Genomic DNA, 25,612 nt, shown 5'->3' with positions numbered 1-25,612 from the left:
TTTCCTACTTTATCAAATCCCCTGATGAAAAGATAGCTATATACAGAACTTTACACTCTTTACATCATTCTAAACTACAGATAAAAAACAGTCTCTCCAACATACTTGGAAGAGACTGTTTTCGTATTATTTATTAGCTTTCACCTTAGATTTTGCGACGGCCAGTAGATATCCGCCTACTGCCAAGACTAATAACACAGTCCAGAACGTCATTTTCCACAATGTCGAATGCGGGAATGCTTCAGGAATGATGAGTAGCTCAGGATGCGCAAGAGTTAGGACGACTAACTTAACACCAACCCAACCTACAATTAAGAATGCTGCTGTTTCCAATGTAGGATACTTTTCCAGCATAACTACGAATTGTTTCGCCGCAAAACGAATCATGATTAAACCAATCATACCACCCAACAACATGACTACGAACTGTCCTCCGTTAATGCCACCAACGTGGAAGTTACCTAACTCTGGCAACGTTACCGCAAGCGCAACAGCCGCGAGCATAGAGTCCAATGCGAACGCGATATCTGCAAGTTCCACTTTCAACACGGTCATCCAGAAACCTGATTGTTTTTTCGGCTTTTGATTTGGATGCCCCTCCGGCTTATGGGTAATTTTGTCGTATATATTTTTACCCGATATGAACAACAAGTAAATAGCGCCGATGGCTTGTATCTCCCAGAACTTCACTAAAAATGTAATCATAAATAATGCAGTAAATCTAAAGACGAATGCCCCTAGTAAACCATAAAATAAAGCTTTCTTTTGTTGGAGTTTCGGTAAGTGTTTGACCATTACTGCCATTACTACGGCGTTGTCTGTTGCTAATAGGCCTTCGAGTACGATTAATACTAAGAGTACCCATGCATATTCTAATAAAATCGGATCCAACATAATTCCTCCTTGTTTTCTACAAAATAAAAAGACCCTCACCTAATAATTAGGCAAAGGTCTCGCTAAGTCGGAATTTCACGTTCAAAATCCAGCTATCATAACCGATGACCGTCGAGGCAGTCACGTATTGACGATTATGAAATAGGTTTCCCTATAGCTACTCCCCTTTGACATTGCGTCAAAAGTTATTAAGATATCGGATACTTTTAAAGTATTATAACATGATAACTTTGATTTGCAAATGATTTAGGAGATGCCCATAGTGCTATTAAATTAAAAGTACAGATGTTTGACGACATAAAAACAAGCGCATTAGCATTCAACTCACTGGCGTATACATTACTAGTCCTACTATATTATTCTTTTGTGTAACTTATTCAACATCCTATAAAAAAGCCGGAAAAGGGAAAATCCCATTTGCCGGCTTTTTGAATTACTTGGTTTCTCTTACAGTGACAGTTTCCGTTACTGTCTCGGTCACGGTGACCGTTTCAGTTACCGTGACGGGTTGATCTTCTTCCGTTACGGGTCGTGCTTTTTTTGGCGTATTCATACCTCTGCGTGTGTCACGATCTAATAAACTGTAAATGATCGGCACAATATACAACGTCAGGAATGTTGAACTGATTAATCCACCAATTACTGCAATACCCATCGGCTGGTTCAACTCAGAACCTTCACCGAGTCCTAGAGCTAGCGGTAGTAAGCCTAAAATAGTCGTCAGGGCCGTCATCAAGATAGGACGAACACGGTCGCGTACAGAGGATATAATCGCATCGTACGAGCTGAGTCCTGCTTCTTTACGTTGATTAATATAATCAACCAATACAATCCCGTTGTTGACGACTATTCCCACTAATATGAGAAGACCGATGACTGCCGTTACACTGACCGGTGTGTTCGTAAAGACCAATCCCAGTGAAACACCAATTAGCATAAGAGGTACCGAGAACATAATAACGAATGGATATTTGAACGATTCGAACTGTGCAGCCATTACGATATATACTAAGACTACTGCCAATACAATCGCTAACAGCATATCGTTAATCGCACTTTCAAATAACTCACGATCTCCACCGTATGAAAGTTCCACTTCGCTAGGTAGATCCAGATCATCCACAATATCATTTACCTTTTTCGTCATATCCCCCAATGATTCACTGGATAGATATTTCACCGTAAAGGCGATGGAATGTGCTTGGTCTACACGCACAATGGCTGCAGGACCTTCTGCGATTTCAACACTCGCTATATCCTTCAACTTAACAAACGTGTCTAGCGGTGTTTTTAATTCCAATTCCTTTAGCTTATCTATACTATTGCGGAAACGCTCATCGTACCCTACGTTTACTCCCACTACTTCGCCAGTTTTCTCAAAGACGATTTGTGAAGCAAAGACACCTCGCGTAACGTCACTAACCGTTTGCGCGATTTGATACGGCGCCAATCCGACATCTGAAGCTTTTTCACGATCCACTTCAATTTTTATTTCTTCTACTGTATCTACTAAATCATTTTCAACATCTGTCACGGTATCCAGCTCACGTAACTTCTTATCTAACTTAGATACTGCATTACCTAAACGTTCTTCATTTGTATCATTAAGGGAGAATGATAATGTATTTGGACTTGATCCAGCAGCGGTTTGCAAATTGAAGCTAATTTCTGCATCATCACCGATTTCCTGCTCGACGATTGGCTGTACTTTGTCTACAAATTCAAAGACAGAGCGATCGCGTTCATCGAGTGGAATTAGCTTCACATACACTTCCGCCATATTACTTTCTGATCCGCCTTGTGCCATGCTTTGTTGTGTTCCACCGACTAAACTGACGTACACTTCTACGTCGTCTTGCTTCTTCATTTCTTCTTCTATTCGCTTTACTACGTCGTCTGTCGCATCAAGTGAAGCGCCATTTGGTAACGCAACATTAATACTGAAAGCCCCTTCATCCGTAGCAGGTAAGAATTCCGTTCCTACTTTTAAAATTCCGAATGCGCTTCCTGCCAATAAAACAGTCGTTAGTAGTAACACGAGTAAACGATGCCCTAATGCCCATTTAACAGATTTTTCGAATCTCTGATTTTTCTTCACATGGCTCTTTTTCTCAAGAGTTTCTTCAGTTGGCGTCTTCAACAAACGACTTGCCAGCATCGGCACAACAGTCAATGCAACGACTAACGATGCAAATAAACTGAATGAAATCGTTAATGCGAACTCCGTGAAGATTTGACCAATGATCCCCGTAATGAAGATTACCGGTACAAATACAGCCAGAGTAGTTAACGTAGACGCAGTTATAGCGCCGCCTACTTCCTTTGAACCATCTTTTGCTGCTTCAGTTGGCGTTTTCCCCATGGCTAAATGTCGCTCAATATTCTCTATAACGACTATCGCATTATCGACTAACATACCAATACCTAGTGCAAGTGCACCGAGTGTCATAATATTCAATGAGAAGTCCGCGAAATACATAAGGACAAATGTCACAATAACCGAGTACGGAATCGCTACGCCAATGATGATTGGACTCTTAATTCCACGTAAGAAGACAAATAACACAAGCATTGCGAACAAGCCACCGAGAATTAATGACTGACCGATATTCCCAATTGCCAGCTGTACATAGTCGCCTTGGTCAAAAATAACATCCGATTCAATATCTTGGTATGCCTCTTCCTCCAATAACTTATCCAATGACTTTTTAAACTCTTTAGAGACAGTCGCAGTGTTGGCTCCTGACTCTTGAAGTACAGACAATAATACAGCCTGCTCGTCATTGGCTCGTGTTTCTGTTTGTACTTTCGGCTCCAACAGTGCTACATCTGCTACGTCTGAGACTTTGATTTTGTCACCAGTCTGCGGATTGGCACCTATTTGGATACTACGAACATCCGAGATATTCTGAACTGTACTTAAGATTCTTGTAGTTAACTTTCTACCATCATTCGTGTCAATCGGATCACCTGGCATAGATACATTACTAGCTTGTATTGCCTGCACGACGTCTGATTGTGCTAAACCAAATCCTTTTAATTTGTCTGGATCTAAAATAACTTGAACATCTTCAATGATTTTACCTGACACATTTACACTGGCTACACCTTCAATACGGCGTAATTCTTTCTCCAGCTCTTCTGCGATTTTTCGTATATCTGTATCTTTATCGACGGAACGTAAAGATAGTTGGATGACCGGAAATTGAGAAGGGTCAAATTTCATGAAACGTGGTTTATTAGCACCATCGGGCACTTCTACTTGATCAATCCGTTGGAGAATATCCATTTGGACATCATCAATCGAAGAATCCCAATCAAATTGTAGAAATACTAAGTTGGCTCCTTCTTGAGAAGAAGATTGCATCGACTTTAGGCCAGGAGCTGTCGATAAACTTTCTTCTAACGGCTTAGTAATTTTCTCGCTCACTTCTGTCGGTGAAGCCCCCGGATAATTTGTGACTACCACCGCTACAGGCGGATTTAAGTCAGGGATCAATGTAACAGGGATTTTAAAGAAGGATACTGCACCCAAAATAATGACGAGAAACATAGTGACTAACGTAAATACGGGACGTTTGACCGAAAAGCTACTAATCTTCATTTATCTATTCCTCTCTTTTCTCAGCACTCCCACTAAGGAGCCTTTTCGTCTTTACACCATACCACCTAAATAAGGTATTTTCATCACAATTTGCTCGAATACTAGCGAATAAACGCTACGCTTATTCACATTTTGAACAAATAACCCGAACGGATTACTATGAATCCGTCCGGGTAATATGTTCTATGATTTATAATTGATTATATAACTTGATATCTGGGAATTTATCTTGGAACCAACGCATCGCAAAATCGTTTTCGAACAAGAAAACTTTACGTTCATGTCGATCTTTTACGAGTAATGCACGTTGCCCTGCCATAGTCTCTTTTACATCTTCTTCGTTTTCAATCCAGCGTGCTACTTTGGATCCCATCGTCTCCATCTGAACTTCCACATGGTATTCCGCTCTCATACGGTGTTCGAAAACTTCGAATTGAAGCTGACCTACTGCACCGAGAATGACTTCTTCAGTATGCAAGGTTTTATAATATTGAATAGCACCTTCTTGCACAAGTTGTAAGATCCCTTTGTGGAACTGTTTGGATTTCATCACGTTTTTAGCGTTTACTCTAACGAATAACTCAGGAGTAAATTGCGGAAGTGCTTCAAACTGGAAATTAGCTTTACCACCGATGACTGTATCACCGATTTGATAGTTACCGGTATCATATAAGCCAATGATATCACCTGCTACTGCCTGATTGACGGTTTCACGATCATCCGCAAGGAACTGAGTCGTTTGAGACAACTTAAAATTCTTTGAAAGTCGTGGGACATTTACAGTCATGCCACGTTCAAACTCACCTGAGACAATTCGGACAAATGCAATACGATCCCGATGTGCAGGATTCATATTAGCCTGAATTTTGAAGATGAAGCCTGAAAAAACGTCAGACTCTGGATCTACGTATTCAGCGTCTTTTGTTAGTCTAGGTTGCGGCTCAGGTGCGAACTGTAGAAACGTTTCTAAGAACGTCTGAACACCAAAATTAGTCAATGCACTACCAAAAAATACAGGTGTTAAATCACCTTTCGCAATACGTTCTTCATCGAAGTCGTTTCCTGCTTCATTCAATAGCATGACATCTTCTAGAGCTTGTTTATAATAAGATGTCTCTTTCATGGAATGTTCTACCGCAAGCTCGCCCTCTTCGTCGATTGGAAGGTAACGTTCTTCACTTGTATTCGGACGCGCTAACTCAATACGTTGATTGAAACGGTCATAAATACCTAGGAACTCTTTTCCCATACCGATTGGCCAATTCATTGCGTATGATTGGATTTCTAACACTTCTTCCAATTCTTCCATTAGCTCCAATGGCTCTTTACCTTGTCGGTCCATTTTATTGATGAATGTAAAGATTGGAATTCCACGCATTTTACATACTTTGAACAATTTAATCGTCTGTGGCTCAATTCCTTTTGCCGAATCGACCATCATGACGGCTGCGTCCACTGCCATCAATGTTCTATACGTATCTTCACTGAAATCTTCGTGTCCTGGTGTATCCAAAATATTGACGCGTTTGCCCGCATAGTCAAATTGTAAAACGGAGGATGTTACCGATATACCTCGTTGTTTTTCAATTTCCATCCAGTCAGACGTAGCGAATTTTCCTGATTTCTTTCCTTTAACTGTTCCAGCATCGCGAATCGCTCCGCCAAAATATAGTAACTTTTCAGTAATTGTCGTTTTACCGGCATCCGGGTGAGAAATAATCGCAAACGTTCGTCGCGAAGTAATTTCATCATGTTTATTCTTTTGCATCAATCGTACTCTCCTTTTGCTTACGTTTTCTATCATAGAGAGAATAGGGATGCATTTCAATGTTTTTCATTGAATTGACTAAAAAACTATAGACTCTCAAATTCAAACTGCACTTCATTTATTAATCGTGGTGTCGCCAAACTTTTTAGCAGCTTCTTCAAGTGCAATTTGTGCATCTGAATGCGCATATTTTGTATTGCCGATAATTTGAAAATCTTCATGACCTTTTCCGGCGAATATAATGATATCTCCGGCATTCGCTTGTTCAATAGTATGGCGTACTGCTTCTTCTCTATCTCCTATACATGCGTACTGATTATGTGGCATCGTGGCACTAAGTTCCGATATGATTGACTCATACGGCTCATCTCGTGGATCATCTGTTGTGAAGACGACATAATCTGCAGCTGCTGCTTTTTCTCCCATGATTGGACGCTTCAGACGATCACGATTGCCTCCTGTTCCAATCAAGAATAGAAGACGATTGCCTTCTTTTTTTAAAGGTTGGACGGTAGCAATTGCTTTTTCAATTGCATCTGGTGAATGGGCATAATCAATGAAAATCGTCAGTGGTAGAGAGGTTTCCACTTTTTCAAGACGACCTTTCACAGTCGATACGTTCGCGATCAGCGGTAAAATATCTTCCGTCGCCATTCCTTTGGCATATAATGCTGCAATAGCTGCCAAGGAATTATAGACATTAAACTCACCTATCAACGGCATAGTAACGGTGAACGTTCCGTCTGGTGCTTGCAATTGAAATCTCGTATAGTTTGACTGCATTTCGATTGACATTGCTTGGAATGAAGACTTCACATGGATGCCGTATGTAAAGATAGGAAACGAAGTCATTTCCATCATTTTACTGCTCCATGGATCATCTGCATTGATAATCGCAAACTTTTTCTGATCCAGCTGTTGACCCAATTGTGCAAACAATAAACCTTTCGCTGCGCTGTAATTCTCCATCGTTTTATGGTAATCCAAATGGTCATGCGTTAAGTTAGTGAAAATCGCAATATCAAATTCTGTTCCTGCCAGTCGACCTTCAACTAAGCCGTGTGAAGAAACCTCCATAATCATCGATTCGCAACCTTCATTTGCAGCTTGTGCAATCATTTGCTGGGTAGTCAAAACATCAGTCGTCGTATTTTCTGTTTCATACAGAATATCATTTAATTTGAAACCAATCGTCCCTGACACTGCTGTCTTTTCTTCAGTCTGTCGCAGCATGTCATGAATGATATTGCCGACACTCGTTTTTCCATTAGTTCCAGTTACACCAATCATCTTCATACGCTTTGAAGGATACTGATAGTACTTAGACGCCAGTAACTCGATCGCTTTCGAAGTGTTTTCAACATACACTACCGCTGTGCGTTCTTCATCTATCATGATTGGCTCTGATGCAATAATGACACGTGCACCACTCAATAACGCACTCTTGACAAATTGGTGGCCGTTCACTGTATAACCTTTCAGGCAGACAAATACTCCACCATCCTGAACAGCTCGTGAATCCACCGCCACGTCTGTCACATTTTCCGGCAATGTTCCTTTTATAGTTTTTACAGGTAATACAGATAGTAATTCTTTCGTATTCATGTGATTTCCTCCAATAGATTGGTGAATAACTCTACTCATTATAACAAATAAATATCTTTCATTAAAAAATGATTCTTAATTCCTTAAAATATTGTATTATATAATGAATCAATTACCCATATCATACGCGTCTTTATTCATCACATCCACCCTAGATTATTGATCGGAGTGTCTATCAAATGTCAAAAAACTTTATTCCTACCGTACGTTATGTGAATTATCTAGATTTATCTTTTGAGCAGTCACAGGATGCGATCTCCGTGTTCGATTTGGATGACAATATAATTACTTGTAACCCTGCATTTAAACAGTTATATGGTTGGACCTTGGAAGAGTGTTTAGGGTAATCCATTTCGTCACCTCAATCACAAAATTTATTCAAATGATGAATCAAGACTTTGCGAATCCGTAAGCATATTTCTCAGAAATTATGAGGAATGAAATCAGCCGTGTCAACCAAATCGCGACAGATTTCCTTGCATTAGCAAAACCAACTTTACAGGATACTACACTACTTTCTATTCTAGAAGTCATCCAGGAAATGAACATCGGCTTGGATAAGTAATTCGTAAAATGCTGGATTACCTGTCAACTGTATGCTGAGAAAATAGAGCTTCCTATTCAAGGCGACAAGTTCTCACTGAAACATTATGATTTCACTGACAATCCGAAAAGAACCTTTCTACGTTTGCCTTGAGGACGACGGGTGCAGAATGGATCAGGTGACTTTAGCATCTATTGATCAGCCTTTCTTTTCTACAAAAGAAGATGGCACAGGGCTCGGTATGGTAATTACAAAGAAAATTAGTGCGGACCACAAAGGCACTTTGCAGGTCGAAAGCCAGCAAAGTGCGTGGACGAAAGTTTGGATTTCGCTACCGCTAGCGAATGATACGCTTCACTAATGGAAGCTTACCTTTGTATGGAGGAAATGCAATGGGTACCGAGACTGCCGTACTCTTTTTCATCATGGATTTTGAATGAGAGAACGTTTCAAAACTTGCTTTTCCGTGATATTGACTCATGCCAGAAGGCCCTATCCCACCAAACGGTAGATGAATATTTGCAACATGCGAAATCGTATCATTGATGCAACCGCCACCAAATGGTAATACTTCAATGAAATGATCAGCTGCCTCGTCGTTCTCAGTGAAAAAGTATGCAGCGAGTGGCTTAGGCAACATGCTAATTTGCTGAATTGCGATACCTAAATTATCATAGGGCAGGACAGGTAAGATCGGACCGAATAATTCGTCTTGCATACTGGCACTCTTCCAGTCTGACAGCGCTAAAATGGTCGGCTCGATATATTTATCCGTAGCATCTGTCTTGCCGCCCTCTACGATATATGCTTGATCTTGATCTAGTATTTTCGCTAATCGATCGAAATGACGATCTGCGATGATGCGTCCGTAGTCCGTACTCTTTTGTGCGTCCTTTCCGTAAAAACGTCGGATAGCGCTTTTCATTTCATAGATTAATTCATCGTAAATCGACACGTCCGCCACTACATAGTCAGGCGCTATACACGTTTGGCCTGCATTCATGTACTTACCCCACACAATCTTCTCCGCTGCTTTTTTGATATCCGCAGTATGGTCGACAACAGCTGGACTCTTTCCGCCTAACTCCAACGTCAATGGAGTCAATCTCTCCGCGCAAGCTTTCATGACAATTTTCCCTACTTTTGCACTTCCAGTAAAGAATACATAATCAAATGGAGCGCCAAGTAATAGTTGCGTTTCTTCTTTTTCACCATGCACTACAGATACATACTCTGGTGGAAATACACTAGAAATCATCTTGTCTACAATAGCTGCTGTATGACATGCATCTTCTGAAGGTTTTAACACGGTACAGTTCCCTGTTGCTATCGCACCAATTAACGGATCAATTAATAGTTGGAACGGATAATTGAACGGTCCGATAATCAATACAGTGCCATATGGTTCTTTCACGATCAAGCTCGTTGCCGGTTGTAAATGGAGCGGTGTTTTCACTTTTTCAGGGGCTGCCCATTCATCCAAGTGATCGAGCATATGGGTAATGCTGGATAAAACGAATCCTATTTCTGCTACATATGCTTCAAATGGATGTTTGTGTAGGTCTTTATGCAATGCGTCTGAAATTTCCTTTTCATGTTTTTGAATCGCTTTATACAGTTTTTCCAACATCATTCTTCGGAATGAAATACTACGTGTTACTCCTGATGTATAATATCGTTTCTGTTTGTTCATAATCATTTCAAGTTCCAGTTCGGTCATTGCCAAAACATCCACACTCCTCATGATGGTTCTTATGATTAGTTTACCATTTTATTCAATAGAAAAAACTTCAGACGATTTATTCGACTGAAGTTTCTGCTAGGTTATATGTTATTTTTCATGAGTCGCAATGAATTTATTACGACAATGACAGTAGCACCCATATCCGCCATGACCGCCATCCATAATGTTAGCCAGCCTGGAATAATGAGTAATAACGCAATGATTTTTAAACCCAGTGCGATCGAAATATTTTGTAATATGACTTGTTTAGTGCGTGAGCTCAATTTAATAGTATATGGAAGTTTCTCCAAGTCATCTGCCATCAGTGCAATATCTGCTGTTTCAAGTGCAGTATCAGTTCCTGCACCACCCATCGCAATACCGATATTTGCTGTAGCTAACGCCGGTGCGTCGTTCACTCCGTCACCTACCATTGCCACTTTGCCATATTGAGTCAATGATTTAACCATCTCGACTTTTTGGTCAGGTAATAATTCTGCTTTGACCTCCGATAAGCCGAGTTGCTCTCCAATTGCTAGCGCTGTGGATTGATTATCACCCGTTAGCATGACAGTTTTCTTACCCATCTTATGAAGCTTCTCGATCACCTTCAAGCTGCTTGTACGGACTTGATCCGCTACTGCTATGATTCCTTCTAGCCTCGATTCAGACCAGACGAGCATGACGGTTTTGCCTTGCTTCTGTAATACTAGAATCTGCTGTTCAATTGACTCTTCCACTGTATTCATTTCTCTGAATAAATTGGGACTGCCTACATACACTACATGCTCTCCGATCACAGCTTTTGCACCTTTGCCTGTAATGGATTGGAATTGATCTACAGCTAGTAATCCAAGCGGTGATTTCTCAGCCGCTCGCATAATCGATGAGGCTAATGGATGTTGAGAGAACTTCTCGATAGACGCTGCCTGTTGCAATACTTGATCTTCGGTTAATGACGAAACCGTCAAGACATCTGTTACTTCAGGACGCCCTTCAGTCAACGTACCTGTTTTATCGAACGCCACGACTTGAATTTGTCCTGTTTCTTCTAAATGGATGCCACCTTTGATCAATACTCCATTACGTGCAGCGTTGCCGATTGCTGTAACGATTGCAATAGGAGTGGAAATGACCAATGCACAAGGACAGCCAACGACTAACACGACAAGGCCTTTATAGAACCATTCACCCCATACTCCCCCCATGACAAGTGGTGGTATGATCATGATCAGTAACGAAAAAATTAAAATAGCTGGTGTATAGTATTTCGCAAAACGGTCAATAAATTGTTGTGTCGGTGCTTTTTCCGCTTGTGCTTCTTCCACTAAGTGTATGATTTTGGCGATGGTAGTGTCCTCAGCAAGCTTTGTCACACGGACTTGCATTGCACCTTCTTCATTCAATGTGCCTGCAAACACTTCGTCTCCAACTGCCTTATGAACAGGCAAAGACTCACCTGTAATCGCGGCCTGGTTTACGGACGAGTCACCTTGGATAACTTCACCATCCATCGCAATTTTTTGTCCAGGTTTAATTAATATGACATCATTGATCCGCAAGTCTTCCACATCTACTTCATATTCATTAGTACCACGGAGTACAGTCGCAGTCGTGGGAGCAATTTCAATTAATGATGTAATAGAATTTCTAGCTTTATCGATTGAGTAACTTTCTAACGCTTCACTGACTGAGAACAAAAAGACGACTACTGCACCTTCTGCCCAGTCACCAATGAGCGCGGCACCGATGACTGCGATGGTCATCAATGTAGACATATCAAATTCAAGTTTGGAAAGATTCGTTAATCCTTCTTTCATCAAACTGAATCCGCCAATTAGAATAGCAGAGAGAAACAGAGCAATCGATAGCCAGTTATGATCACCATTCGTGGTAGATACTGCATACCCTGCTAGTAGTAAAACTAGCGAAGCAATAGTCGTTTGATTTTCACGTTTTTTCCAAAATGGCGTATGCTGTTTACTAATCCGCTGTTTTTCAGGGAATACTTTGATCCCGTCAAATGCACCTGCTTCTTCTAATTGCAAAAGAGAGGCTTCTCCCGCAACTGTTAACTTGGATGCTCCAAAGTTCAGTTGCACATCTTCCACAGTATCAATCTGTCGGATGTTCTTCTCGAATTTCGCAGCACAACTTGTGCAGGATAAGTTCTGCAGGCGATAGACATTTTTCTCAGAAGTCATGTAACCAGTCCTCTCAGCAATTCGTTCTTTTTAACGTCCTTATCATTCAACCGTCCATTTGATTGATTAGCTTTAGTATATGCAATTCCGGATATTTTGTCAATTCAACCATTCAAATGTCCGTTTGAATGAGTTAACGTGAAAAAGCAGTTCCTTAGAAAGATTAAGGAACTGCAAATTGCACGGTTTATTATTTAGAACGCGTAATGAAAACCTGAGGCACTTCTGCTTCAAATCGAACCAGCTCCCCTGTACGTGGATGTAAAAAAGCCAATGCTGTAGCATGAAGTCCCACCCTACGTAATGGGTTACCTGTAGCACCATATTTTTTATCCCCCATAACAGGATGTCCCAATTCTTCCATATGCACACGAATTTGATTTTTTCGACCGGTTTCCAAAAGTACTTCAAGCAACGAACAATCTTTGTTTGCTTGTACTTTTCTATAATGAGTAATGGCATGCTGACCGCCATTGTCAGTAGGGTTTGAATACACTCTGAACGCACTATTTTCAGTTAACCAAGAAGAAATAGTTCCAGATTCTGTTCGTACTTTCCCTTCGACAAGTGCCGTATACAAACGTTCCTTTACGGAATCATTCCATGTACTTTGCAAAGCTTGCTGTGTCTCTTCATTTTTTGCAAACATCATTACGCCTGATGTATCTCGATCCAGACGGTGCACGACAAAAATTCGATTATCAGGGTGGCTTCTCTTTACGTACTTCATAATTTCTCTATAAGCAGTCTGATCTTTTTCTTTTTCTGACGCTACAGAAAGAACCCCTGCATCTTTATTGATCACGATAAGATCATCATCTTCATGCAGAATAGACACTCCAACTAACTTCGATACGTTTATAGCCGCTTTATTACTTTGGATTTCAACCTTTTGTCCAGGAGCCAATGGCTGATTATGTTTCGTTGTCATTTGACCATCCACCATCACTTGGCCACGTGTAAGAATAGATTTCACCGAGTTCCGACTACTTTTTGACATGATCTTCAATAAATACGGTAGTAGTTCAATTGGTTCTTCTACTGTATATTCTTTTACAGTAGATGTTACTTGTTTTCTTTTCATCATATTTTAGCCCTCCTGCTTATCTAAATAGGTACTCGTACTATAAGTATACACCGCATGTTTGATCAGTGTGTTTGATTATCATTTAATAGTAATTATACAACCAATTGAAATCTAGACATAAAAAAACAGCCCCTAGACATTCGGTCTAATAGGACTGCTTATTGTTATAAACCGTGTTCCGACGGTAAATAACTTAGGTTTGGCACCTATGACTCCGACTGGGCTCGAACCAGCGACCTCCACCCTGTCAAGGTGGCGCTCTCCCAGCTGAGCTACGGAATCGATCATACTAGGATGTGCAGTTTAAAGTGAACTAGTTAGGCTCTCAAGCACAAATACTATAATAGCATTATCTAACTTGGATGTAAACAAGAAAATTAAAAATCGATAATTTTTCTATTCCATCAGAAAAATTACCGATTTCTATAGAAATTCATTGTGTTATTCAGGACGCTTCTCCTTTCGTTTACTGCATTGGATTTACTTGTTCTTCTATCGATTCACTTTCAAAATATAAAAACTCTTCATGATCCAGCTCACTCATACGTTCTTTGTTAAAGCCGTGTGCCAAGTGCCCTTCAAATACGTTTTCCCACCATGTTTCCTGTGTATTCATAGTATGTTCTCTCCTTTTTGATTGGATTGGTTTCTGTACCGACCTATTTATTTTATTCGTCATGACTGATTCGCTTATATGTAGTATATACATAACTCGCGAGGGTAAAACTGCGTAATTAGTCCAAAATAGTTTGAACGATTTCTGGTCCTTCGGCTTCTTGACTTTTGTTTTACTATGTGTTTTACAATTCGTGTTTCAGTGAAAATCCCGGTATCTACTAGACTCGTCCTCTAGTAGAATTTCCAATTAATCTAGTACTTTTTACACAATGAGTTTAATAAAGTATTAAAAAAACTTAATGACTCTTCGATATATATTTTTTTAATTTAAAAAAGACTTGTCAGCTCCATTTGGCCTGACAAGTCTTTTTGGAATAGTTAATTTGAAGCTAATTTAGGTGTATTATTTTTCTTATTGCCCATCCACTGGAATGCGAACAAGATAATAAACAATAGTAAACCGATAATGTCTGTCATGGTTTCAGGATAGATCAATAACATACCAGTACCCAGCGTAATGATTCGCATAATCCAGTTCAGTTTATTGTACCAGAAACCAATTAAGCCTGCCCCAATGGCGACCATACCAACAATGGCAGTCAAGGTCACCCATACAATCTCGGTTATACTCGAGTCGAGCATCAACATCGCCGGATTAAAGACGAACATATACGGAATGATAAAGGCGGCAATCGCCAATTTTGCAGAAGTGACACCCGTCTTGATCGGATCTCCACCCGAAATACCAGAAGCGGCAAAGGCGGCCAATGCAACTGGCGGTGTGATATCGGCAATGATACCAAAGTAAAATACGAATAAGTGTGCAGACACTGCTACTACAATCGGCACAGCGGCACCTGTAGGCTCATCCAACATCAATAATGTAATGATGGCAGGTGCTGCAATCGTTGACGTAATAACATAGTTTGCTGTCGTCGGAGAACCCATACCTAAAATGATAGCTGCAAACATCGTAAAAATCAATGTAAGCAAAACATTACCACCAGCTGCTGAGATCAAGCCGGTTGCCAAGCTCAGCCCGAGACCTGTCTTGACAACAACCCCGACAATAATACCTGCACACGCAGTCGCCGCTGCTACAGCCAATGCTGTACGAGCACCGTCCACTAACGCGTCAATCATATCTCTAAATCCAATTCTTGTTTCTTTACTGATTGCACTAACAGCGATTGTCAACACGATACCGAGTAAGGCAGCTTTCATCGTTGGAATACCAGCCAACAAGAAAACAATAATCCCTAAAATCGGTAGTAACAAATAAATCTTTTTCAGTGTTGCTTTACGGTTTGGAATCTGTGAGGCATCCATACCTTGCAACCCAACACGTTTCGCTTCGAAATGAGTCATAATCCAAATACCCGTGAAGTACAACAACGCCGGGATAGCGGCCGCTTTGGCAATTTCCCAATACGTCACACCGCCAATGAATTCCACCATCAGGAAGGCAGCGGCTCCCATAATCGGTGGCATAATCTGTCCACCTGTAGAGGCTGCTGCTTCTACTCCGCCAGCGAATTCTTTACGATAACCTAGCTTTTTCATCATTGGAATCGTGTATGAACCGGATCCTACAACGTTTGCCACGGAACTACCTGAAATGGTACCTTGCAAAGCACTTGAGAAAATTGCGACTTTCGCAGGTCCACCGGTCAAACGACCTGCCAATACTACTGCCAAGTCATTGAAATAGTTACCTACACCCGTCTTGACTAAGAATGCCCCGAACAACAAGAACACGAATATAAAGGTAGCGGATACACTAATCGGTGTACCGAGAATCCCATCCGTTGTAAAGAACATTAATTGAACGAGATTTTCGACGCTTTGTCCTCTATGTGCTAGGAACCCTGGAAAATAGGGTCCAAAGAATGCATAAGCCAGAAACACCACGGAGATGATCGTGATTGGTAATCCTACCGCACGTCTTGCTGCTTCTAGTGTTAGAAGAACTGCTAAAATCCCGATAATTAAATCCAGATCGGATACTCGCCCTACACGAAATACTAGTTCATCGATAAATAGCGGCCAATATAAACCTACGGCTATAGCCAATAAAGCAAGAATAATATCGTAGAATGGCACTTTGTCACGGCGTATACCGATCTTTTTTCTAGCAGGGAACATCAAGAAAATAAGTGATAAAGCAAATCCTAAGTGAATAGACCGTTGGATTTGAGCTGTGAACGGTTTACCGATCGCTGTATACAACTGGAATATCGAGAATGCCAATAAGCCGAAAAATACAATCTTACCAAGTAAGCCTTTTAAATTTCTCGTATTGGATTCAGGGTCATACTTTTGAAGAATTTCGAGTTGCTCTTGCTCAGAAAGCGTGCCCACTTCTTCATCGGAGATTGTGGGAATATCTTTTTCCCGGTCTTTATTATTTTCCATTTAATCTGACTCCTTTTAACAACTTATAATTTGACACCTTCGCCACATGAAATTCATAAGAATGACCCTTTTGAAGAAATTCTTTTAGATGATAGTCTTGTTGCTCATATCGCAAAGACAGATCTGCATTCACCCTACCTATATAGAGAACAAACGAATCTATCACGCGGTTTTCGAATGTAAGCGTATAAACACCATCTTCTACTTGCAGTGTTTCGCCTTCTTCGGCATAACCTGGTAATCCGATGGCTACGTCTTCATACTGCATAAATTCGAAACGGAGCTTTCCATTGTCGGTAATGCGATATTGCTCTATCACATTGGACAAATGGATCGAGTGGATATACTGAACTTGGAAATTTCGATTCTCGTGTAATGGAAGATAATACGCTTTTGGCTGTTCGCTCCGAACCTCTTCAAGTACGATCATTTGTCTGTATGGATAAAACCATATGATCAGCATTACAATTGCTATCAGAAACGTCAGCAGAAGAACGATTTTTCGTGATTTCATCCGCTTAATCCTTTCTGTTACATTACATGCAATAGACATAATAATGTATGAATTCCGCTAATAACTTTTAAAAATGAAGAATGGGACGGACAAAGCTTTCGCTTTACCGTCCCTCCCGATCCTATCAGATGACTTACTCAGTATATTAGTTTACTTCGTCAAAGTACTTCTGAGCACCTGGGTGTACAGGAATACCAATACCATTCAAACCATTTTCTGCTTTAATCAAAGCACCTTTGGCATGTTGGATTTTCGAAGCGTTTTCATAAATTGCCTTTGTGATCTGGTAACCAAGTTCTTCAGAAATATCGTTCTGCATAACCAGCATTGCACCTACTGATACTGCAGGTGTTTCTACTTCAGAACCATACGTTCCAGCAGGGATCATTTCTTTCGCATAGTATGGATATTTCTCGATTAATTCTTCAGCTTTGTCGTCTTCCACTGGAACAATAAACACTTTAGAAGTAGCGTTTAGACCTTCAACAGCACCTGTTGGAGTTCCAGCTGTAATGAATGCAGCGTCAATTTGTCCAGCTTGCAGACTTTCTTGTGACTCACCAAAGTCCAAGTTTTGTGCTTTGATATCACTTAAAGCTAAACCGTGTATTTCAAGTAATTGCTCAGCGTTGGCCGCTGTTCCTGAACCTGGAGCACCGATCGATACGCTTTTGCCTTTTAGATCTTCAAACGTCTTGATATTGCTCTTCTCTAATGTAACCAATTGAATGGTTTCAGGGTAAAGTGAACCAATCGCAGATACTTCGTCGACTACATCTCCGTCAAACATCATTTCGCCTTTAGAAGCGTAATATGCGATGTCTGTTTGTACGAATGCAATGTTTGCATCTCCATCTTTAAGCGCTGTCATGTTCGCAGCAGATGCTTGAGATACTTCAGCAGTCGTCTTGATTCCTGTCTCTTGGGTAATGAATTCAGCAAATGATCCACCTAGTGGATAATAAGTTCCTTGTGTTCCCCCAGTAAGTAAGCTCAAGAACTTGTAGTCTTGCTCTGTCTTACCTTCTTCTTTGTTTCCGTCAGCATCTTTGTCTCCGTCAGCTTTTTCGTCGTTGCCGCAAGCTGCGAGCACAAGAAGCGCAAGCATGGAAACTAACGCTAGTAAGCGAAGTGAGTTTTTCTTCATGTGACCATCTCCCCTTTACAATTTGTAGTCATAGACATTACCATTCTACCATGAAAGCGCTTTAACTTGTCAATATAATAATATATATAAATTTTCTGTACCATTCATGCTATTCGTCCTTGTCAATATAATGCTTTTACCGCATGTGGATACCTAGGATTAGTACTTTTCAGGCTTTTGAAATTTGCATTAGCTAAACGGGAAAACTTGTGCATTACCCGCTCAATACATGCTTTTGATGGGACGACTATCCGGCTGTGCGTCCGTTCCATTTTGTTGGGGTCGTTGCTCGATCGGTTGCTGGGTGCCGAAGTCTTCAAGTGTCTGCTTTCTAGACTCGCACAGGCACGTGGGGGATTGCCTACAGCCAGGAGCCAGCTGGCGGTGATGCTGCCAATTGTCTCCTGGCCACGGCCTACCCCGCAGTTGTACCTGTGCTACTAAGCGGTATGTAGGTAGGTTGTGGTTCTAACGGTAAGGAGATCTGCAGCCTGATGATACGGATTTTCTATATCGAAAGGAGTAAACGCATTCCAACAAACATCCAACCGCTCTAATTCAAACAAAAACTGCCGCTAGAAATGACGATCTAGAGGCAGTTCGGTTCGTTTATTATTTCTTGCCATTTTGCACATCTTTAAATGTTAGGCCCGCTTCTTGCAAATCACGTGTTCTGTGCGCGATTCTTGATGCCGCACACGCTGCCACACTTGCTACCAAGTCATCTAAGAACGTATGAATACCAATTCCTTTTTTTGTATCCAAATCGTTGATGATGCCGACTTTGTTCTTATCTAAGTGACCGAATGTAGTCACTGCGATTGAACCATATGTGTATACCGCACCCAAAGCGATTGTTTCATCGACTCCGAATAAGCCCTCGTCGGATTCAACGATTTGCTGAAGTGGTTCCGATAACTGACCTCTTTCAGCCATTTCGTCCAATTCAACCCCAACCAATATGGCGTGTTGCAATTCACGTTTTCGAAGAACGCTTTCTACTGAGTCGACACACTGTTCCAGTGACAAGCCTTTGTTATAGGGTACTTGCAGTTCATAAACAATTTTTGCAATATCTTGAATTGTAACTCCACGACGGATCAGCGCATCTTTTGTTGCTGCTGTCACGATATCCGAATGAACAATATTCTTACCTTCATCCATATTATTTCCCCTCTCTCTCTTCATACGCAATAGTTTTCACTAGCTTTACACTGTTATTTATCGGTATGATATTTACTAAGTGTACATTAATTATGGAGGTCCTACAAAATGAATCCAGGAAAAATTGAAGAAATCCGTTTTTACAGCAATGAACTACAAGAAGAGATGGAACTGTTAATATATTTACCAACACGCTACTCCCCTTTATACAAACATAATGTCATGCTCGTATCAGATGGCAAAGACTATTTTCAATACGGACGGATTGGCCGAATTGTTGATGAATTAATGGAAGAAGAAATCATTGAACCTGTCATCATCGTAGGTATTCCATACAAAACGGTACAAGAACGCAGACGTATGTATCACCCAGAAGGTGATCGACACAAAGCGTATATCCGCTTTTTAGCACACGAGTTAATTCAGTATATTGATGAGACCTACCCAACATACCAAATGGGTTCTTCCAGAATGCTTATGGGTGATTCTCTGGCAGCATCTATCTCTTTACTGACCGCTTTAAAATATCCAAATTGCTTCGGGAAAGTAGTGTTGCATTCACCATTCGTCAATGAACAGGTACTTGAATCAGTGGAGGCCAATCAAAACCCAGCCAACCTATCTATTTATCATGTGATCGGTGATAAAGAAACCTATGTACCCACAACGGCTGACGGCAGATTGGATTTTCTCACACCTAACCGTGAGTTGCATAAAGTCATAAAAGAAAAAAGATTTCCTTACTATTATGCAGAGTTGAATGGAGATCATACATGGAAGTCATGGCAACCTGATATTCGCCGTGCGTTGATCGAAATAAACAGCCTTTAGTAATAGAAAGAGACATGTCGGTCTGTTTTCTGATATACTTAAATAGATGTACCTAAAATTCAGTCAATTCACAAGGAGGTAATCTTAAATGAAATACGGTATTGTTGCATTCCCTGCAAAAAAACTTCAAGATTTAGCAAATGGCTATCGGAAAAGGTATGATCCCCATTATGCGCTAATCACACCCCATATGACGCTGAAAAATCCTTTCGAAGCGAATGATAAGGAAATTGAAGAAGTAGCAAATGCGTTAAAAGACATTACAATTAAAAACAGTCCTTTTGAGTTGAACGTTACAAAAGTAGGCTCTTTCGCGCCGACTACGAACACTATCTACTTTAAAGTTGTACCAAATGATGAAATTCTCGCGTTACACAAAGATTTAAATGTAGACTTCTATCATGATGAAAATAATTATGCGTTTGTTCCCCATATTACCATTGCGCAAAACCTGACTTCTGGTGAACATGATGACGTCATTAACCAAATGAAAATGGTAGGTGTTGACCATTCGGAAGTCATCGATCGCATACATTTACTTTATCAACTAGAAGACGGATCATGGACAGTGTACGAGACCTTCCGTCTTGATCGTGAGTCTTGATTTGCAGATTACAGTTAAAATCGTCACAGATGAAAAAGGACAGCAGGATGCGTATACTGTCCGCAAGAAGGTATTTGTGGAAGAGCAAGGCGTTCCGCTGATTCTCGAGTTGGACGAACACGATCAGGAAGCTATACACTTCGTCGTCTACGATGAAACAGATCAACCAATCGGTGCCGGCCGAATGAGAGGTCTAGTAAATGCGCATGGTAAAATAGAAAGAATTTGTATTTTACCTGAACACCGCGGTAAACATCTTGGTTTTTTGATAATGAACACACTAGAAGAACACGCAATAAAGAATTCCATGAAAAAACTTGTTCTCAATGCACAGTCCTACGCTGTGCCTTTTTATGAAAAGCTAGGTTATGTTGTAACATCTCCTGAGTTTATGGATGCGGACATTCCTCATCGCGCCATGGAAAAAAGTTTGAAGAACTACTAATAGCGCAAAAAATCCCCTTCACCGCTTTAAAAGCGGTGAAGGGGATTTTTACTGTATCAGACGTATGTGTTAATCGCTCGGCCCTTTCCTACTACATCTGCAATTCCAGGTGAGAATTGGGCTGGATTTGGAGCAATAAATCCATTTTTCACTAAAGGTTGAGGTGCGCGTTTTTTTTGCTGCTCCAGTTGTTCTTCACGACGTTTTTCTTCATCTGCTAACACGTCTTCCCAATAGCTCGATTCCTCATCTTGTAGACGTACAGGACTGACTCGGTCGATATAAGCAAAATTATGCCGTTCGTTATTCATACGTTCTGCATACTGTTGCGCTTGATAGTTTGGTATTGGTAGAATATAACCCATAATGCACACCTGCCTTTCACTAGAGTATCATCACTAGTCTACCCACTCAGCAAACATTCTAAACATCTTTTAGTATATTTATTTTACTTACCGCCAAGCATTTGTGAAATATCGTTCAAATTCAGCCCTTTACCACTCGTCAGGATCGAGTTGACTAATTCATCTTCTACTGATTGTGGCACGTCTTTGTTTGCTACTTGACTTACTTTTTGAACAATTTTCCTCACTTGTTTTTCGTCTTTGAAATCGGCGTATTGGATGGCATTTGCTAATGCAAAGACTTCTTCCATCGGCACACCCGTTTTAGATTCTATTTTTTTAAAGAATGAATCGTTCATATTTAGTTCTCCTCCTTAGAAATAGCTTCTGCCTACAATAATCAATAAAATAAACAGAACTACAATCAAGACGAATGAAGAACCGCCATATCTTCCGCCGTATCCTCCGCCGTATCCCCCGCCATATCCGCAACCGCCAAAGCCTTGAGATGGATAACATCCGTACATGAAAAACCCCTCCTTCCTTTCTCCTCTACTATATGCAGGGAAGAATGAATTGGAGAGGGCGTTTGAGTAGTTTAGACACTTCCTTTTGACGTAAAGAGCAACGCACCGATTAGTCCAAAGATGATTGCTGCACTGATTCCCGAACTTGTCACTTCGAACATTCCAGTTACCACACCGATCAGACCATGTTTTTCCGCTTCCGCCAATGCGCCATGTGTCAACGCGTTACCGAATGACGTAATGGGAATTGTAGCGCCAGCACCCGCAAAATCAATAAATGGTTCATACCAGCCGATGCCATCCAGCACCGACCCTGCTACAACCAACGAAACTAATGTATGGGCAGGCGTTAATTTGGCGACATCCATTAGTAATTGCCCAATGACACAAATCAAGCCACCTACTATAAACGCAGTGATGTATATAGATATCATTCTGCCGGCACCTCTTCCATCGACAATTCAATCGCATGAGCAATACACGGAATCGTATCCCCTTGTTGAAACGACAACGGAGATAGTAGAGCACCGGTTGCCAACAATAAAACCTGCTTATACTCTCTTGTCAGCAATTTTTGATAGACATCGGACAAAAACACAGCGGATGAACAGCCAGATCCACTTGCTCCCGCATTAAAGGACGGATCATTTCCATAAAACTCTTCTCCGGCATCTCGAAAGTTTTTCGTATGCGGTAAACCGTTTTCATTTGCTAACGCTTTAAAAATATTGAAACCATTACTTCCTAAGTCTCCTGTGATAATCGTGTCGTAATCATCAATCGTCCTACTATGTCCCGTTAAATGATTCATTAATGTATCAATCGCGGCAGGGGCCATCGCAGACCCCATATTCAACGGATCCGTCATCCCCATATCTATCACTTTACCTACAGTAGCACAGGTAATCACTGGAGTGCCTGGTTTATGTTGTCCAATCAATACTGCACCAGCCGCTGTGACTGTCCACTGTGATGTTGCGCCTTTTTGCGAGCCATACTCAATTGGATAACGAAACTGTCGTTCTACTGCGTTATGTTGACTAGAAGATCCCGCAATGATCCAGTTTGCTTGTTTGGCTTCTGCGAGTAGAGCCGCAGTAATCATAGAACTGACAGAAGTAGCACAAGCCGAAAATAAACCCATATACGGTATAGCCAATGCTTGGGCTGTAAAATTAGAGGGTGTCATCTGATTGACCAAGTCACCTGTCAATAAAAAATCAATCTTCTCAGGCTGTTTCTTTGCTTTACTGAGTGCAATCAACACCGCATCATACATTAATTTCCTATGACCGTCTTCATTTGTCTGCAAGTTACAACGCTCATCTTCATACAATTTGTCGAATTGTTGCGCAAACACGCTTTTCTTTTTTTCCAATGGGCCTGCTGTTACACCTGTTGCATAGAGACTCGGCTTGGATTGAAACGTTAAAACTCCTTTTTTCACCATGAAGCTACACCAAATTTCACTAAAATCGTCTTGATCAGCGCGACGACGAATGCTGAAAAGACCCCAAATAAAATAACTGAACCAGCTAATTTAAACATATTTCCACCAACACCTAGTACATACCCTTCTGACTTATGTTCAATAGCGGTCGAGACAACGGCATTCCCGAATCCTGTAATCGGTACAGCGGCTCCTGCTCCACCAAATTGAGCAATCTTTTTATATAATCCAAACCCCGTTAACAACATGGCTATAAAAATCATCGTGGCAACAGTCGGATTACTTGCTGTACGCTCCGTAAAATCAAAGTACGTAATATAAAATAGCGCAATGAACTGTCCAATCAAACAAATCGTACCACCTACCAAGAAAGCTTTAATGACATTTTTCATAATCGGTGGTTTAGGTGATAATTCTTTCTCTATTTGGGCATACTTTTCCTGTTGCATTAGGTTTGCTCCTTTTCGATTGATTTGATTTTATCTATTTTCTTTCGATAATCTTTTTGATTTTTTTTATTGATTAATTTCTCCGTTTCCAACAACGTTTTACTATCTGCTGACACCATGACTTTCAAGTCAGGATACTCTTTTTCTAATTTTTTTTGAATATCCGAAGCAATCGTTTTCTTTTTAAATCGGGAAAACGTTTTGACACGAATCCCTGCCAGCAATTCATCTTCAAATAGAAGTACCTTCGCTAGCTTCACATGTTCATTACTCATTAAGATTTTCTCTACCGAACGCTCATCATGCGAAGTTGTGTTTTCAATATACGTTCCTTTCTCACTGCAACCAGTGAGTAAACTAAGAATAATGAACAGTATACTCAGCTTTTTCAAATGCAACGCCTCCCTTCTGTCTAGCATGTATCTTTTATGTCGGATTTATGCATATTGAGGAATGCGCCCTGTCATGTCGAATACCCATGCATAAAGTATAGAGAACGACAAACAGGAGGTGGACAGTAGTGGGATGTGAAAAAAAAGACAGCAAACATGGTGGCTGTCATAAGTCGAATTGTATTTGTGAAGTAGTACGTTTTATCCAGCGCGTCCAGAATACAAGTCCAGAGGTGGATTGTGTAGAGTGTGACACCGATTGTTTCATGACGCCGCTTGGCAGCTTAGTCAGCCCAGTTAGAGGCCGTGTCAACACACGCGTGTTCAGTTTGCTGACGGGTAACGGAGACTATTTCAAAGCAGTATTCCGAGGCGGAAAACGTAAGTATTACCCTAAAATGACGGCAGAAGAGTCATTGACTCATCACAACTCAACATCACATAAGCATACGAGCTGTGTTTCCGTATTTTTCCGGGTACAGACAGTGTTTGATTCTTGCTGCGCTACCATTCAAGTATTGCAGCCTTTGTATGACGGAAAGCCGTTCGATATTACTACAGACGGAAAGATCTGTTATGAGAAGATTTGTAAGGTGAATGGTTTCGGACCTACGAATACGTGTTTGACAGTTGATTTAAGCTGTTTCTGCGGCGTTCAGTGTATCGATGATGTGTTTATCGATTTCTGCGACGAAGGTTGATTGGTTACTTGCAATGCTAACTGGTGAATCCTATATGAATAGGGTTCGCCTTTTTTAGGTTTAGAACGTAAAAAAAGACGAACCCATTTATTAGGTTCGTCTTTTAAGTAGTAATAAATTAAATAGTGAATGATTGCCGTTTCCAGAGAATATCTAAAATTTCTTCCATACGGATGGATATCGTTTCTTTGCTGGAGTTGATCCAGACCATTTCGTTTTCTACATTGTGTAGCTTACCTTTAATTATACCATTCTCCGTGACGATTTCTAAAGGAGCGTACAGTTCTTTGCGGAATGGGTGTTGTAAGTATTCTAATTTTTCACGGAAAAGTCGAGTAGCTTCTGATTCCTGTGGATTTTCCGGTGATTCTTGTGCCATTGAAATTTCAGGAACAGGTAAGACATCGGTTCTTTCCAAGGATCTCGAATGCTCCGGTTGGAAAATGGATGTGCTTTCTTCTTCTTCTGTAATAGGCGTAAACCGATAGTGTCTAATGATCGGACTAGAGATGAACAGTAACGGCTTTTCATGACGCATTTTCATCACTTCCTTTTAGTTAGCATATGTGAGCTAAACGCCTA

26 protein-coding genes and 1 tRNA gene are annotated in these 25,612 nt (G+C 40.8%); 6 read left to right on the top strand and 21 right to left on the bottom strand.

The window, feature by feature from the left end; translation table 11 throughout:
* Positions 1–126: 126 nt before the first annotated feature.
* The 4 genes from SporoP17a_RS14205 to SporoP17a_RS14190 form a co-directional block, all read right to left on the bottom strand.
* The gene (locus tag SporoP17a_RS14205) at positions 127–891 is read right to left on the bottom strand and encodes a TerC family protein (RefSeq protein WP_083035287.1); all 765 of its coding nucleotides are present in this window, start codon (positions 889–891) and stop codon (positions 127–129) included.
* A gap of 436 nt (positions 892–1,327) precedes the next feature.
* Positions 1,328–4,498 carry an efflux RND transporter permease subunit gene (locus SporoP17a_RS14200; RefSeq protein ID WP_083035286.1) on the bottom strand — a complete coding sequence of 1,057 codons (3,171 nt, stop codon included), beginning with the start codon at positions 4,496–4,498 and terminating at the stop codon, positions 1,328–1,330.
* 190 nt (positions 4,499–4,688) lie between these two features.
* Complete coding sequence (locus SporoP17a_RS14195; protein ID WP_083035285.1) at positions 4,689–6,266, bottom strand: peptide chain release factor 3; 1,578 nt, start codon at positions 6,264–6,266, stop codon at positions 4,689–4,691.
* Positions 6,267–6,380: 114 nt separating this feature from the next.
* Positions 6,381–7,871, bottom strand: coding sequence for a UDP-N-acetylmuramoyl-L-alanyl-D-glutamate--2,6-diaminopimelate ligase (locus tag SporoP17a_RS14190; RefSeq protein ID WP_083035284.1), 1,491 nt, complete (start codon positions 7,869–7,871; stop codon positions 6,381–6,383).
* Positions 7,872–8,050: 179 nt separating this feature from the next.
* Here SporoP17a_RS14190 and SporoP17a_RS14185 point away from each other — a divergent pair, with 179 nt between their 5' ends.
* Together SporoP17a_RS14185 and SporoP17a_RS14180 are read left to right on the top strand one after the other, a co-directional pair.
* Positions 8,051–8,218, top strand: coding sequence for a PAS domain S-box protein (locus SporoP17a_RS14185; protein WP_083035283.1), 168 nt, complete (start codon positions 8,051–8,053; stop codon positions 8,216–8,218).
* A 366-nt stretch (positions 8,219–8,584) separates the two neighbouring features.
* The gene (locus SporoP17a_RS14180; protein WP_237262343.1) at positions 8,585–8,776 is read left to right on the top strand and encodes an ATP-binding protein; all 192 of its coding nucleotides are present in this window, start codon (positions 8,585–8,587) and stop codon (positions 8,774–8,776) included.
* Here SporoP17a_RS14180 and SporoP17a_RS14175 read toward each other — a convergent pair.
* The 9 genes from SporoP17a_RS14175 to SporoP17a_RS14140 all read right to left on the bottom strand — a co-directional run bounded on the left by SporoP17a_RS14175 (position 8,753) and on the right by SporoP17a_RS14140 (position 19,287).
* Entirely contained in the window at positions 8,753–10,141 is a 1,389-nt protein-coding gene (locus tag SporoP17a_RS14175) for an aldehyde dehydrogenase (RefSeq protein WP_420542187.1), read from the bottom strand. The two genes, SporoP17a_RS14180 and SporoP17a_RS14175, sit on opposite strands and share 24 nt — an antisense overlap.
* Before the next feature lie 98 nt (positions 10,142–10,239).
* Positions 10,240–12,342: a heavy metal translocating P-type ATPase gene (locus SporoP17a_RS14170; protein WP_083035281.1), complete on the bottom strand. Its 2,103-nt coding sequence runs from the start codon at positions 12,340–12,342 to the stop codon at positions 10,240–10,242.
* A 190-nt stretch (positions 12,343–12,532) separates the two neighbouring features.
* A complete protein-coding gene (locus SporoP17a_RS14165; protein ID WP_335695488.1) occupies positions 12,533–13,429 on the bottom strand; it encodes an RluA family pseudouridine synthase in 897 nt (298 codons plus the stop codon).
* A 209-nt stretch (positions 13,430–13,638) separates the two neighbouring features.
* Positions 13,639–13,711 (bottom strand) — tRNA-Val (locus SporoP17a_RS14160).
* 184 nt (positions 13,712–13,895) lie between these two features.
* A complete protein-coding gene (locus tag SporoP17a_RS16910) occupies positions 13,896–14,045 on the bottom strand; it encodes a hypothetical protein (protein ID WP_167693441.1) in 150 nt (49 codons plus the stop codon).
* A 380-nt stretch (positions 14,046–14,425) separates the two neighbouring features.
* On the bottom strand, positions 14,426–16,462 hold the full coding sequence (locus tag SporoP17a_RS14155; protein WP_083035280.1) for a TRAP transporter permease: 2,037 nt from the start codon (positions 16,460–16,462) through the stop codon (positions 14,426–14,428).
* Complete coding sequence (locus SporoP17a_RS14150; protein ID WP_158233784.1) at positions 16,452–16,976, bottom strand: DUF1850 domain-containing protein; 525 nt, start codon at positions 16,974–16,976, stop codon at positions 16,452–16,454. Before SporoP17a_RS14150 ends, SporoP17a_RS14155 begins: the two co-directional genes overlap by 11 nt.
* Before the next feature lie 145 nt (positions 16,977–17,121).
* The gene (locus SporoP17a_RS14145) at positions 17,122–18,123 is read right to left on the bottom strand and encodes a TAXI family TRAP transporter solute-binding subunit (protein ID WP_083035278.1); all 1,002 of its coding nucleotides are present in this window, start codon (positions 18,121–18,123) and stop codon (positions 17,122–17,124) included.
* 612 nt (positions 18,124–18,735) lie between these two features.
* Positions 18,736–19,287 carry a phosphatidylglycerophosphatase A family protein gene (locus SporoP17a_RS14140; protein ID WP_083035277.1) on the bottom strand — a complete coding sequence of 184 codons (552 nt, stop codon included), beginning with the start codon at positions 19,285–19,287 and terminating at the stop codon, positions 18,736–18,738.
* A 108-nt stretch (positions 19,288–19,395) separates the two neighbouring features.
* On the opposite strand from SporoP17a_RS14140, the gene SporoP17a_RS14135 reads away from it, so the two are divergent.
* The 3 genes from SporoP17a_RS14135 (at position 19,396) to SporoP17a_RS14125 (ending at position 21,167) form a co-directional block, all read left to right on the top strand.
* Positions 19,396–20,118 carry an alpha/beta hydrolase gene (locus SporoP17a_RS14135; RefSeq protein WP_083035276.1) on the top strand — a complete coding sequence of 241 codons (723 nt, stop codon included), beginning with the start codon at positions 19,396–19,398 and terminating at the stop codon, positions 20,116–20,118.
* An 88-nt stretch (positions 20,119–20,206) separates the two neighbouring features.
* Complete coding sequence (locus SporoP17a_RS14130; RefSeq protein WP_083035275.1) at positions 20,207–20,722, top strand: YjcG family protein; 516 nt, start codon at positions 20,207–20,209, stop codon at positions 20,720–20,722.
* Complete coding sequence (locus tag SporoP17a_RS14125) at positions 20,706–21,167, top strand: GNAT family N-acetyltransferase (protein ID WP_420542186.1); 462 nt, start codon at positions 20,706–20,708, stop codon at positions 21,165–21,167. The genes SporoP17a_RS14130 and SporoP17a_RS14125 overlap by 17 nt, the downstream gene beginning before the upstream one ends.
* 56 nt (positions 21,168–21,223) lie before the next feature.
* Here SporoP17a_RS14125 and SporoP17a_RS14120 read toward each other — a convergent pair whose 3' ends face one another.
* The 7 genes from SporoP17a_RS14120 to SporoP17a_RS14090 form a co-directional block, all read right to left on the bottom strand.
* Positions 21,224–21,532, bottom strand: a complete 309-nt coding sequence (locus SporoP17a_RS14120) for a hypothetical protein (protein ID WP_083035274.1) — start codon at positions 21,530–21,532, stop codon at positions 21,224–21,226.
* A gap of 83 nt (positions 21,533–21,615) precedes the next feature.
* Positions 21,616–21,870, bottom strand: coding sequence for a stage VI sporulation protein F (locus SporoP17a_RS14115; RefSeq protein ID WP_083035273.1), 255 nt, complete (start codon positions 21,868–21,870; stop codon positions 21,616–21,618).
* Positions 21,871–21,885: 15 nt separating this feature from the next.
* Complete coding sequence (locus tag SporoP17a_RS17180; RefSeq protein WP_083035272.1) at positions 21,886–22,038, bottom strand: YjcZ family sporulation protein; 153 nt, start codon at positions 22,036–22,038, stop codon at positions 21,886–21,888.
* Positions 22,039–22,109: 71 nt separating this feature from the next.
* Positions 22,110–22,472: a stage V sporulation protein AE gene (gene spoVAE / locus SporoP17a_RS14105; protein ID WP_083035271.1), complete on the bottom strand. Its 363-nt coding sequence runs from the start codon at positions 22,470–22,472 to the stop codon at positions 22,110–22,112.
* Positions 22,469–23,488, bottom strand: a complete 1,020-nt coding sequence (locus tag SporoP17a_RS14100; protein ID WP_083035270.1) for a beta-ketoacyl-[acyl-carrier-protein] synthase family protein — start codon at positions 23,486–23,488, stop codon at positions 22,469–22,471. The genes spoVAE and SporoP17a_RS14100 overlap by 4 nt, the downstream gene beginning before the upstream one ends.
* Complete coding sequence (gene spoVAC, locus SporoP17a_RS14095) at positions 23,482–23,937, bottom strand: stage V sporulation protein AC (RefSeq protein WP_156890585.1); 456 nt, start codon at positions 23,935–23,937, stop codon at positions 23,482–23,484. Before spoVAC ends, SporoP17a_RS14100 begins: the two co-directional genes overlap by 7 nt.
* Positions 23,937–24,329 (bottom strand): hypothetical protein, encoded by a 393-nt coding sequence (locus tag SporoP17a_RS14090; RefSeq protein ID WP_083035268.1) that lies wholly within the window; start codon positions 24,327–24,329, stop codon positions 23,937–23,939. The genes spoVAC and SporoP17a_RS14090 overlap by 1 nt, the downstream gene beginning before the upstream one ends.
* Before the next feature lie 128 nt (positions 24,330–24,457).
* Between SporoP17a_RS14090 and SporoP17a_RS14085 the strand changes: the two genes are divergently transcribed.
* Complete coding sequence (locus SporoP17a_RS14085; protein WP_083035267.1) at positions 24,458–25,030, top strand: CotY/CotZ family spore coat protein; 573 nt, start codon at positions 24,458–24,460, stop codon at positions 25,028–25,030.
* A 118-nt stretch (positions 25,031–25,148) separates the two neighbouring features.
* Here SporoP17a_RS14085 and SporoP17a_RS14080 read toward each other — a convergent pair whose 3' ends face one another.
* Complete coding sequence (locus tag SporoP17a_RS14080; RefSeq protein WP_083035266.1) at positions 25,149–25,568, bottom strand: hypothetical protein; 420 nt, start codon at positions 25,566–25,568, stop codon at positions 25,149–25,151.
* Positions 25,569–25,612 lie beyond the last annotated feature (44 nt).

Origin of the sequence: Sporosarcina ureae, assembly GCF_002082015.1 — a bacterium.
In the GTDB taxonomy this organism is placed as follows: Bacteria; Bacillota; Bacilli; order Bacillales_A; family Planococcaceae; genus Sporosarcina; species Sporosarcina ureae_A.
The sequence above is the reverse complement of the archived record's forward strand: the minus strand, read 5'-3'. Positions and strand labels throughout refer to the sequence as shown.